This window comes from Rhizobium aouanii (genome assembly GCF_037002925.1).
GTDB lineage: Bacteria > Pseudomonadota > Alphaproteobacteria > Rhizobiales > Rhizobiaceae > Rhizobium > Rhizobium aouanii.
The window spans coordinates 195,342-207,169 of sequence record NZ_JBAMYD010000009.1; the positions used below are offsets into that span (position 1 = coordinate 195,342).

The 11,828-nt window shown below is 58.0% G+C and carries 11 protein-coding genes and 1 pseudogene; 2 read left to right on the plus strand and 10 right to left on the minus strand.

Annotated features, from left to right (window positions below; genetic code table 11):
• Positions 1-15 precede the first annotated feature (15 nt).
• Positions 16-293 (plus strand): annotated as a pseudogene (locus V8P77_RS17645) (FAD-dependent oxidoreductase); the annotation flags it as partial.
• On the opposite strand, the gene V8P77_RS17650 reads toward V8P77_RS17645, so the two are convergent.
• From V8P77_RS17650 to V8P77_RS17695, 10 genes are all read right to left on the minus strand, one after another.
• Complete coding sequence (locus V8P77_RS17650; protein ID WP_335913668.1) at positions 234-362, minus strand: hypothetical protein; 129 nt, start codon at positions 360-362, stop codon at positions 234-236. The pseudogene V8P77_RS17645 and the gene V8P77_RS17650 sit on opposite strands and share 60 nt — an antisense overlap.
• A gap of 1 nt (position 363) precedes the next feature.
• Positions 364-2,019 carry an alpha-keto acid decarboxylase family protein gene (locus V8P77_RS17655; protein ID WP_335913591.1) on the minus strand — a complete coding sequence of 552 codons (1,656 nt, stop codon included), beginning with the start codon at positions 2,017-2,019 and terminating at the stop codon, positions 364-366.
• 38 nt (positions 2,020-2,057) lie between these two features.
• Positions 2,058-2,882 (minus strand): MBL fold metallo-hydrolase, encoded by an 825-nt coding sequence (locus tag V8P77_RS17660; RefSeq protein WP_335913592.1) that lies wholly within the window; start codon positions 2,880-2,882, stop codon positions 2,058-2,060.
• A gap of 111 nt (positions 2,883-2,993) precedes the next feature.
• Entirely contained in the window at positions 2,994-4,022 is a 1,029-nt protein-coding gene (locus V8P77_RS17665; RefSeq protein WP_335913593.1) for a sugar phosphate isomerase/epimerase family protein, read from the minus strand.
• A gap of 128 nt (positions 4,023-4,150) precedes the next feature.
• Positions 4,151-5,089 (minus strand): myo-inosose-2 dehydratase, encoded by a 939-nt coding sequence (gene iolE / locus V8P77_RS17670; RefSeq protein ID WP_097607262.1) that lies wholly within the window; start codon positions 5,087-5,089, stop codon positions 4,151-4,153.
• A gap of 39 nt (positions 5,090-5,128) precedes the next feature.
• A complete protein-coding gene (locus V8P77_RS17675) occupies positions 5,129-5,617 on the minus strand; it encodes a hypothetical protein (protein ID WP_335913594.1) in 489 nt (162 codons plus the stop codon).
• On the minus strand, positions 5,614-6,732 hold the full coding sequence (locus V8P77_RS17680) for a ferritin-like domain-containing protein (RefSeq protein WP_335913595.1): 1,119 nt from the start codon (positions 6,730-6,732) through the stop codon (positions 5,614-5,616). Before V8P77_RS17680 ends, V8P77_RS17675 begins: the two co-directional genes overlap by 4 nt.
• An 83-nt stretch (positions 6,733-6,815) precedes the next feature.
• The gene (locus V8P77_RS17685; RefSeq protein WP_335913596.1) at positions 6,816-8,687 is read right to left on the minus strand and encodes a GMC oxidoreductase; all 1,872 of its coding nucleotides are present in this window, start codon (positions 8,685-8,687) and stop codon (positions 6,816-6,818) included.
• A gap of 95 nt (positions 8,688-8,782) precedes the next feature.
• Entirely contained in the window at positions 8,783-10,210 is a 1,428-nt protein-coding gene (locus V8P77_RS17690) for a glycoside hydrolase family 15 protein (RefSeq protein ID WP_335913597.1), read from the minus strand.
• Between the two features lie 336 nt (positions 10,211-10,546).
• Positions 10,547-10,891, minus strand: a complete 345-nt coding sequence (locus V8P77_RS17695) for a helix-turn-helix domain-containing protein (protein ID WP_012490137.1) — start codon at positions 10,889-10,891, stop codon at positions 10,547-10,549.
• 182 nt (positions 10,892-11,073) lie between these two features.
• Between V8P77_RS17695 and V8P77_RS17700 the strand changes: the two genes are divergently transcribed.
• Entirely contained in the window at positions 11,074-11,712 is a 639-nt protein-coding gene (locus tag V8P77_RS17700; protein ID WP_077980530.1) for an acyl-homoserine-lactone synthase, read from the plus strand.
• Positions 11,713-11,828: the final 116 nt, after the last annotated feature.

The window sequence follows — 11,828 nt, forward strand, 5'->3', positions numbered from 1 at the left end:
CGGGAACTCACACCTGTGCTCGGCGGGCCGCGCACGCCACGGCCTGCGTTGACCGGACCGGTCATTGCCGACGTCGCGATCATCGGCGGTGGTTTCGCCGGCCTCTCCGCGGCCCGGCACATCTCGCGCCTGGACCGGGCCGCGCGGATCGCCGTCCTTGAAGTGGGCAGCGCCGGCGAGGGCCGGCGGGCGCGAATTCGGGCTTCATCATCGACCTGCCGCACGAGGTCTCATTAGACGATTTCAGCGGAGAGTCGGAGGCCAAGTTCGGGCAATCCGTGCTCAGACAGCGCTAATGCTTGCGGTGTTGGGTAGCGCTCCAGCAAGGACTGAAGCCCCAGAATTTCTGCGGCATCGGCCATTCTAGTTTGCTTTCCAGTTCGCATTATCAGGGATCGACCGCTGAGGCACGACGACCTGGATGATGGACGGACTATTCAGGTTTTCTTTGGCGCCATTTATGGCTTCTTCCAGTTCGCCAAAGGTGTCCACTTTCCAGCCTTGGCAGCCAAAGACCTCTGCCAACTTGCTGTAATTCCATCGGTGCAGGATGCATGAATTGTAAAACGGCTTGGTACCATGGAAAACCGATGCATCGGCAAGCCATTGCTCCACGCCATAGATGCCGTTGTCCATCACGAAGATGATCGGGTTGAGATTGAAGCGGGTTTGTGTCGAGAGGCATTGAGCGGTCATCTGAAACCCGCCATCTCCCGCGAAGACCAGTAGCCTCTGTTTATCTTGCTTCGCCAGCGAAATCCCGGTCGCGGCGGGGCCGATATAACCGATAGCCGAATAGGATGATTGTACGATGAAACCGCGGCGAGCACCCACTTCAAGAAGCAGGCTCCCGAAATAATTCAAACTCGCATCAGCACCAACGATAGTATTTCCGTCGATCTGCTGCTGAATGAAATCGTAGAAGCCCTGATAGGTAATTTCGCCCGCCGCATTCACGGCCGGCGCTTGCCGGGCCGTTTTCGCCGGAAGACTTTGGGCTTTGCACGTCAGCCTTTTGGCAATCAAGCCGTTGACGAGATCCGCCAGCGAAACCTGTGCGTTGAAGATCGTGCCGTATTTCACGGTATCCCAGGAGGCGAACGCGGTTTTATCGAGATCAATAGGCCAACCCAAATCATTGATATCAGTCAACCAGACGCCCAGCGCCAATACGAAGTCGGAGTCTTTGACCAAAGACTGGACATAAGGTGACGATGATTTGCCGTCAAACACCCCGGCAAATTGGACATCGTCTTCCGACAGGATGGCCTTGCTCAAAAGCTCGGTCACGTAGGGGATTTTGAGGTCCCGAATGAGCCGCTCTGCCTGGTCGTGCAGGCCAAACCGGTCGATCTCGACGCCGATCCAGATCAGGGGTTTGGTGACATTCTGCAATCTTTCGCTGATTTGCGCGATCGACTGACTGAGACTGTCCTCGTCGGATATGTCAGGCGCCGCTTTTAATGCATTCGACGGGCGCGTGCATTGCAGGTCGACCATGTCCTCCAGCAACTCGATATAGACAGGACGTCTTTCCGTGATGCACCGTGTCAGCGCGTAATCTATGAGCATTGGCGCAAGATGAGGGCTGTCGATGCGGACCGCAGCGGCCGTTATGTATTCGAACACCTGAAGATCCGTTTCCCGTCCGCTGATGAAGTGATGCGAACTGTAGCCGGTTTGTTCGAATGTGAGTGTTTTCTGGATGCTCGGCGCACCGTTGATCAGAACGACCGGCACTTTCTCGACGTAAGATCCGGCGATCGCATTTGTTGCGCAAAGCGAGCCTGCGGAATAGGTAACGCACAGCGCACCAATTCCTTTCAGCCTCGCATAGCCGTCGGCTGCATAACCGGCATTCAGTTCATTCACCTCTTCGATGACCTGAATATCGCTTTTCTCGACATAGCTGTTCACCCATTCGATCGAATAATCGCCCGCTACGGAAAACAGGTGTCCCAGGCCTAGTTCGCGGAGTCTGTCGACCAGATATTGTCCAACCGTGTATGTATCGCCCATGTTCCAGCGGCTCCCCTGCTAACGAGAATTGACGAATATTAGAACTCGCTCGCGTTATCGAATAAGCGCGGTATGTATATGTCGAATATTCCGGGGCATTTTCGTTCGGGAAATCTTTCCAGCAGGAAGCGCTTGAAAGCATCATTGGTGAGTCCGTTGCCGGCGGCCTCCATGGCGACGGACAAATACTCTATATTTTTGGCAACCTCGTTTTTGTCAGCCGGAAAGCCATGACCGGGAAGGAACAGCTCATAGTCGGACAGCAGCATGCCCTGCAAAATCCCGATCCAATGCTCCATGTATTTCGTCAGATAAAGGTGCGTTCCGCTGTAGATCAGGTCTTGCGCAATAAAAACGCCCACATCCGGAAGACCTATGGTGAGGAGAAAATCGATCTCCGTATCAACGACTTCATCAAATACGTATTTGACTCCGTCGATGATCTCGTGGCCGGCACGGACGGTTTTTTCGGGAATTACCAAGCTCGTCGGAGCGAGGTTGCCAAGTTTCCAATGGTCATTCAGGGAATCCTGCCCATGCTGCCTCAGGAACTCCTTCGTTTCCGACAATGCATGAATCGGAATGTCGCTGAATGCGGCTCCCAGGCCGAACCAATGGTCGGGGTGCCTGTGCGACAGGTAAATCCGGTCGATCTCCTTGCCGATACTGTCGGCATACGCCCTGAATTGCAGCGCATAGGGAACGAGGAATTGCCCATCGACAAGAACAAGCTTGTTCCTGCTTTCGATGATGTGCGTTGCATTGGCGATATTGTCACCCGTGAAAGCTGAAATGAAAGTATGAATACGGACATCGCCTGCTCGCCTGACGATTTTAATGGGCTCCGGCAATTGCGTCACCATCGGTATCTCCCTGTTTGAAGGTCGTTTGCTGAGGTTTGACGTTCACCTGGGGATGGCGGAGATGGTTCCCAGCATTCCCGGGCTGTTTCCAACATGCGCGCCGGAGCGCCATCACGGATGAGATCGACGGCCGTGGGACGCGATCTTTTCCTCCAATGTCCTCAGGGCTGCGCGCGCAACGTCGTAGGCGCTGTCGACGCCCGCCTCCGGCGCGTCCTCGCCGGGCCGCCAGAAGCGTCGGCGCGTCATTCGCATCGAGCTCTCGAAGGGGGGAATCGCGTTGAAGACTTCGACGAGATAAGGGCCGGAATAGACCGGCTCGATTTCGTCCAGCATAATCTCCCAGGGAATCCAGCTATCTCTAACAGCGCCCCGGTCCGGCGCTGAGATATGAACGTAATTCAGCCGGCTTTGCTGTGCGGCCCGGGCGACATTTTTCCTGAAGATTGCCGGCCCCTGGCTTTCCATCACGACCTGGGCTGTATCGATCGTGACGCCACAGACCGGAATGTCGGCGCTTTCGAGAAAATTCAGCGCTTCCGAGACCATTGTCGGCCCGGGCGTTTCCCAATTCTTGACGGGTTCGATGGCGAGCTTCACCCGCTTCTCGGCGGAATATTGCGCCAATTCTCGGAAGATGGAGGCCGCCGCTGCGTATCGCGGCTTCATCCAATCCTGAAGCGCGTCGCTCCATATCCCTTCACCGTCATCCGTCAGCGGAAAGATGCCATAGGGGTAGAGGAACGGCCCTGACATGATCGTATTCTCCCCGCCCAGCACCGAGGTGATGTCGACGCGGGATTTGAGATAGGACAGAGCCTGCTTGCGCTGTTCCTCGTAGGGCGAGGTCGGATCGAAGGTTCGTGTGGTCCCCACATTGGTTGTGAACTTCACATCCCGGAAGCCGGCCTGATCGAAGGCTCGTCTGAGGCTGATGTAGCTTTCGACCTCAGCATGATGACCGACATGGGCCGGTCCTGGGGCGATATGCACATCGAAGCCGGTGTAGCCAATCTCGGTCAGAGCTTTCAGATGTCTGACGAGAACCTGGGTATAGCCCGCGTCATTCGGCCTCAAGTCGGCTGTAAACATAAAGAAGCTGAAATATATATCTCGCCTGCGTGCCTCTTCCATCTTCATCGCTCCAGCTGTCGCTATCCAGTAATGCGTGGTTCAGGGTGATGTCTCGCCCGGCATTGTGATGAGGCGAGATTCGTCCCCGCCTCCTTCACATCGCCATCGGGCTGAAACAAATGGTCCGCACCGGGCTACCATCCAAGCAGCTTGCGCAGATATTCGCGGCCCATTTTCGCGTATTGCAGCGGATTGGCCTTGGCCGGGTCCTGCTCCGCCTCGATGCAGATCCAGCCGGCGAAATCCGCCTCGGCCAACGCATCGAGGATTTCCGGAAAGGTCTCTATGGAGCCGTCGCCCGGCACGGTGAAGATCCCCGCCTCGATCCCTTGCTGGAAGGACAATTCTCCAGTGTGAATCTTCGTAACCACCTCGGCGCGAATGTCTTTCAGATGAACATGCTTAATGCGGTGGGCGTATTTTCTGGCCAGCGCCAGCGGATCGACGCCGGCAGCCGCCTGGTGCGCGGTATCGAGAAGCATGTTGACCAGGCGAGGATCCGTCTCGTCCATGAGCCGGTGGATCGCCTCCGTCTTCATCACCCCGGTTCCGAGATGCGGGTGATAGCAGAGCCGGCGGTTGCGGGCCCTGGCTTTCTCTCCGGCTGCGTGCAGGCCCTCGATCAGCTGTTTCCACTGGTCCTCGGAGAATTCGGGGCAATTCGGAAACAGAGCGACTGGAAGCGGATTGACCGCCCCGCCAAACTCGGCGACGACAAGATCCGCCCTGCGCGGATCGTCGCTGCCGCCTTCCATGGCTTCGAGGAAGTCGAGTTGAGCATCGACGTCTTCAAGCGTATGACGATTCATCGCCTTGATGGTGAAGTAGGTGCTCACCCAAGGCTCGGAAATCCGCAATCCCCTGAGTTCGAGGACAGGCCGCAATATTTTCGGGTCTGTCGGATACTTATGCCCGACGCCGCATCCGACATAACCGGCGAGCGCCATTTCACTCAGAGCCTGCTCGTAGGGGATGCCGATGTCGATGTTGATGAAATCGTCATTCCACCAGAGCGTGGGGATGACACCGAGCCAGACCTTGTCGGGCGTCAGTCGATGCAGATGTGTCGTCATGGCAATGATCCAGTTCTTTGAAGACAAGCGGAAGCGGCGTCAGGTCTGGTTTTGGAATCGAGAGCCGGAAAAAGCCGGAATTTTCGGCGGAGAGGCCCAGGAGCCGAAACCAGGCCCCTTGGCGCCTGCAGGGTGGGCTCCGATCGCCTTCCAGAGCAGACCCTCGACATAGGCATCGGGAGATACGACGAAGGTGATATTCGCAGGCCTGGGGCCAAAGCGCTCCGTCCAGGCGGTGGACAACTCGAACCAGGTGCCGGAATACCAGAGCTTGATCAGTGCGCGGGCCACGTCTCCCAGCAATTCATTGCCGAGAATGGTCGTGCGCACGGCCTGGATACGGGCCTCACCTTCCGGCGGCGGCAGGGTGGTGAAAGCGGCCAGCAATGTGTCGGTGATCTCGCTCCCGACCACCTTGTCGAGCGTGGCGAGATAGCGTTCCGCCAGGCCGGTTCCCAGAAGATCGAAGTAGGAGAAGGCCGTCAATTCAACGGAGAGACCCAGAAATGGTTCGAAACGGCTGCTCATGCGTTCACCTCCTTTTGCCGGGTGACGGCTGGCTGTGTCGTACGGCCGGGGATCTCATAGGTGGGGCTGCCGTTCTTACCGGGATGCTTCGGCAGGGGATTGCGGATGAGTTCGAGGATCATGTTGCGGAATTCGAACATCATCGGAACGGCTTCCAGCAGCAGGCTGGGCTGGCCGTTATAGGCACGCGTCAAAAGCTGGAGAAATTCCCCATAGCGCGTGTTGAAGGCGATCGCCGCCTCACGCAGTTCCGAACCTTCGAGTATATCTTTTACTTTCAGGTTCTCTTTTATGGGATAGGCCCCCTCCCAATCGACCTGTAAGTGCGGACCCGTGGGCTGGCCGGGCTGGTCGCCCTTCTGGTAGTAGCGGCCTTTGACCAGCTCCTCGAAACGATAGTAATGGGCCAGTTCGTGGTCGTTGTCGTCGTAGATGCCGCCGCCGTCGCCCTCGCCCTGTTCGATGATGAGCTCGATGGCTTCCAAGGCGCTTTTCAGATCGGTCACGGGAAACAGCTCGCCGCCGCCGGAGTAATAATATTCCGAGGTGATCTGGCGCGACCTGTCGCCGGTAAAGAGAGTTGTGCCCGCCCCATGCGCTTCAGCTTCCAGATATTTGATGCCTTCCGCAATGGCCGAGTAGAACTCGCCGATACTGTAGAAATGCAGGTCCTCATGGCTCGGATGGCTGGCAAGCGCGGTGATGTCGGCGGGAGTTTTGCGGTACATCAGGCCCTTGCCGACGAGATGTTTGGGACGCTGGGCCGGCCGCTCGATTTTCAGGAAAGTCGCCAGCGCCTCACGGCCGAATGCCTGGATGCCCACCTTGAAATCGGTCTCACCGTCCGGCAGGGCGGCCGGATAGCGGGCTACGAAGTCCGGCCTGACAAGATCCGGCTGGCCTCCGATGGCATTGAGAATATTGGCCGCGATCGTCAGATGCAGCATTTCTTCCACGACGATCACGCGCAGAACCTGGGTCGCATCCTGGTTGACGCCGGGCTTGATCGAGTAAAGCGCCGTCAGATACGGCGGAATCGTCGCATGTTCGAGCTGCATCGCCCGGTAGAGAAACTCTTTCAGCTCATCGAGCGTCTTAATACTGGAGGAATACATGCTCAAGCTCCATGAAAGATAAGTTGGGTGCACAGGCCGGCTTCGTGTCGCATCGGTTCCGCGCAGCGGATGCCGGTCTTCGTTCAATGCAGAGACTTCAGAATGTCGCGACCGCTTCGGAAGCACATGGCGGCCAGCGTCAAGGTGACATTGGCCGTGCCGATTGTCGGCATGCTGCCGCCGCCCACGAGATAGAGGTTTTCGTGGTCCCAGCTGCGCTGGTTCTTGTCCACGACGGAATTGGTCTTCGTCGTTCCCATGATATGGGTGCCGGCCAGATGATTGCCGCCGCGGATCGCATAGCCTTGTCCCTCATAGGCCACATAGCCGAAATCGCTGGGGTCGTAATGGGTATGGTCCTGCGCGCCTAGGCGGGTAAAGACGGTGCGCGCAAACTGGCGGCCATAGGCGGCACCCTTCATGGTATATTCCGGAACCGTGAAGGACAGGATGGGCCGCATGTTGCCCAGAGCATCGGTATATTGCGGATCCACCGAGATGCGGTTGCTTTCGACGGGCATGACCTCGATCATGAACGCCAGCAGTAACTGCCGCGAGACCTGGTCGACCATGCCGCGCCGAAGATCCGCGCCGTAGAGGTTGCGATTATCCACCAGTTCCAGAAGGTCGGAGGTCGGCGCACCCGTGGCCCAACCCCAGCCGTCGTTATGGATATCGATGGCGAAGGCGGCCTGCTTTTCCCGGAAAGGGCCGTCCCGCAGGTCGACGATACCGCCCGTCGAGCTGGTTCCGCGCATCGTGCCGCAGATCTCAGGCATCAGCGCCCAGTTCAGCAGGTAGGCGTGGTCCATCAGATTGCGTCCGACAAGACCGCTGGTGCTGCGCAGGCCGGAGGCCAGCATAAGACGCGCGGTTTCGATGGCGCCTGCCGCTAGCACGAAAACCTTGCCCTTGACGGTGATGGTCTCGTGAGCCGGTGAGGCCGGGTCCTTGTAAATCTTGACCTCGAGAGAGCGGACTTTCCCGCTATCCGGATCGATGTTGACCTTCGATGCGACCGCCTGCGGCAGCAGTTCGACAAGCCGCTCGCCGCCATTCCCGTTTGCCGCGAACGCCTTGGCAAGCGTTTTGCCGGAGTGGTAGCGCGCTTGCACGGGACAGAGCGGTACGCAGTTGGTGTTGCCTTGGCACCGGCCGCCCTCTTCGACCTGATGCGTATCAACGGCGCCGATTGGACGGTAGCCCTTCCCTTCGTCATAGGCCGGGTTGGGTATGCCATTGCGACCCTGCGGATAGGGCCTGACCTTCAGGGGATAGGTCTTGTCGTAAAGTTTGACGCTGGTGCCTTCGATGCCCTTGTTGACCTGCTGATCCAGATAGGAAAGCGGCAGGCCGCGCATGGGAAAGACATAGTCGTCCGGGAAGGTCTGCCCGAGATATTGCTGATCTTCGACATTCGCCGATACGCCGATTTCCCGCTCGGCCAGGTGGTAATCCTCCTCGACTTCCTCAAAGCTCAGCGGCCAGTCCAGCCCGTGGCCGAAAATGGTGCGCGTCTTGAAATCGGAGCGAAGCAGGCGGGGCGTTTTCGCCTCCCAGTGCATGGTCGTTCCGCCGAAAATACGGGTATATACCGTATCACTGACATAAGGGCCGGATTGAACGATATAGTTCGAGCTATCGGTTTCCCCCGCCTGCAGCTTGCGAAGCTGCGGGCTGCGGGGTATGGCCGCGTTCGCATTCAGCGGAAAGGGCGACTGGTTGTCCTTGGAGGCTGCCGAATAGAAAGTCGTCAGCAGATTGTCATAGCCTGCCAGAGTGACATTGGAACCGGTTCCGGCTTCAAGGATAAGGACACGTTTGCCCGCTTCCGCAGCCTGCTTGGCAATGATTGCTCCGGAAATGCCGCTGCCGACGATCACGATATCGTAGTCGCCAGACTCTGCGACGGTCTTGGCATCGGCTCTTATCGCCGATTCGAGGGGAAAAAGCACTTTGGTCCTCCATTAATCCCGGAAAGCTGCATCAGCTTTGCGAACCATGCCGTTCTGGACTCGATCGAGATTTCAGGCCCTGCGGCCTTCAATCGTCATGATTTCGGGCCGCGAGAGTTTCGGGGTTTGGACTTGGCGGCCGGGGTGGCGGCGCGGGCTCTGACTGCCGAGAGAAAGGAGGCGTAGCTCCAGGTCAGATTCCGGACGCTTTTCTCGTAGCCAACGGTTCCATCGAACTGTTCGCTCAGCTCATAGTGATCGCTGTGATAGACGATGGCGCGCAGCATGGCGTCAGACGAAGCCCGCAAGGCAGCCGACGCGTCGGCGGCGCTGCTGGATGCGCCAAGTCCCAGTTCCGCGAAGAAGGGTTCGGAGAACTGATCGAGGGGGATAGCGCCGCTGGAATCGATGGCATTGGCAAGCCGATATTGAAACTCGGCGAAGTTGGCGGCGCACAGAGCCCAGGGATGCCCGCCGGCAACCGGCGCCGCCACATCGCCATCGTAATGGTCGCCTGGATAGCGCCCCAAGAGTGGTCCGAGCCCGTTGGCCGCGTCGGCGCCATTGACCGGGTAATAGTTCGAAGACGAAGGATCGGCCCACTGGCGCCGCAGGATGGCCGCCGTTGCCAGAAGCTTGGTATCGGTTGGCTCGATCCCGCCATAGCAGACCGAAGAGACGATATCGATATTCGCGTCGTAACCGGCTTGCTCCGCGGCATTCAGAATGCTCACATAGAGCTGCCCGTTCCAGTGGGTTGCCAGTTGGCTTTCCAGCCAGGAGATGGCGTCGGCCACCCCGGCAGGCACCGCAATACCGATCGTGTTTGTGGAAATTTCCCGGAAAAAGCGCAGCTGTACGGCTCTTGCGAAAAACGAATAGCCCTCATATTCCTCCCAGAGATTTGTGGTCTTGTTCTGGTAAACTTCGAGAAGATAAGCGAGGTTGGCCTGGACCAGTTGTTTGGCGATCGTCTGCGTGGCGCCGTCCAGCTGATCGAACAAGGTCAGGATCGCAATCGACTGAATGGCCGGCCCGTCATTCTGCTCCGACCACGGACGAACCTCGCCGGTGATGGTGAAGCAGGCGTGGCCAAGTGTGACGGTGTCGGAATTCTTCGCATTCGCCTGGCAGAGCGCGGCGAAGTTCACGTAGTCGACCAGGCTCGGCAAAACTCCGCCCGGAACGGGCAGCAAGCCGGCAAGCGCGATCTCGATGGCCGTAATCGCCCCGTCGCGGACCCAGTTGAAAACATAGTCTTGGTCGACCCCAGGCGTGTTCGCTGGATAGGAGGGTGCGGCGATGACGCAGCCGGGGGCAGAGAAGACGCCGGGCGATGTGGGATCCTCGATGACATAGCCATCGCTTGTGATGTTGCGCATCATCAGAAGAGAAAAATAGCGCGACAATGCGACCAGATCGGTCTGCGCGAAGGCAGGCCTCGGTTTGACTGTAGGCGCATTGGCACCGATATGGGCCGGGTTCGCACCTGTTATTGACTGACTCCAAAGCGCAACTGTCATTGACTGACTCCAAAATCGGTTGAGACTTGCCGGACCCAGATCAAGAAAATATTCCGGACCCGGATGGGAAAAATATTGCGGCCGAATGGGTGGCGATGCGTTTTTTCGATAGCTTCCGGGCGGCGTATTTATAGTTTCACGTCAAAAGCCGACGCCAACGACCCTTCTGCGTTGAGAGTGAAAACAAGTTCTCTGCGGCGGCGAGGGCAGGGCGGGCGGGCCGCCCTGTTGTGTCGCCGTTGAAGCTTTAACTAGAAAGATCGTCGACGGTCTGATTTTTATCAACCTGAAGCTGTTGATCTCAGGTCAAAAAATCTCGCAGAATTGCGCTTGGCGTTACGGGTGCTCCGGAGGGATGGATTCGACCAGCCCAACGAGATTGGACCGTGTTGCCGCAGACCGGTTGCGCAACGCCAGAACCATTTGCAATTCCGTGGCGGAGATCGCGCTGTTCCTATGCCAGTCCATGGTGCCTCGCCCGAGCAGCAGCCAGTCGAGGGAGACATCCAGCAGGTCGGCGAGCGCGCAGGCGCTTTCCAGCGAGGTATGACCGCCATTCTGCCAGCGTGAGACGGCGGCGACGGACACGTCTAGTTCGGCCGCCAGGGCGTGAACTTTCCGGAACTTGCCGCGGGATATCGCCTCTCGAATACGTTTGCCGCGTGCCATGTCGTGGGTCATCAAGAATCCTCCCGTTGGTTGCGTTAAAATTGGCAATTACCAAGAGCTTTCGATCGACGAACATCAGAAATTTCTTATGAAATGGGAAGGCAAAGCCAAGCACCGGTCAACCTGGTGAAATATCCAGATTGCTCCCGGTCGACCTCTTGTTGTGAAACGTCAGCACATCAGGAGGGACGGATATGTTGCGGATACTCACCAAAGACATGCTCGACACCGATCGACGTGCTTTCGACGAAATGTTTCGGGCTCGCGCCGCCGTTTTTCGCGATCGGCTGGGATGGCAGGTCGATGTCCGGGACCAGTGGGAAAGGGACCGATACGACGAGGCTGAAGATCCCGTATATCTCGTCACGCAACGACCTTCCGGCACGCTAACGGGTTCGCTGCGCCTGCTGCCGACCACAGGAGCGACGATGCTCAAAAGCGAGTTCCGGCATTTCTTCGATCAGCCTATCGACGTCGATAGCCCGACGACCTGGGAATGTACCCGCTTTTGCCTTCATCCGCTTGCCGGACACATAGACCAATCGCGCACAGTCGCCACGGAGCTGCTCTCGGGGCTTTGTGATCTTGCGCTCGACACCGGTATCGAAAGCATCGTCGGCGTCTATGATGTCGCGATGGTCGGGGTGTACCGCAGGATCGGTTGGAGGCCGACGCCGCTTGCTCGATCCCGGCCTGAGATCGGCAAGCTGTATGTTGGCCTATGGGATGTGACCGCGGACAATTGTCGAACACTTCGGGCCAACCTGTCCCGACTGCTGGAGCAAGCCTCTCCCTATCCCGCCAGAGCCCTTGTCGATGGCGGCATGCAGTAAGTGCAGTCGCTGTGCCACGCCCAGCAGTGGGATAGGTCTCGCCAGCTCTTTAACCTGTTCTTCACTTCGCGCCATAGTTGCCATAAAATGTGCTGTTCTCGGCAATCGCGAAATGT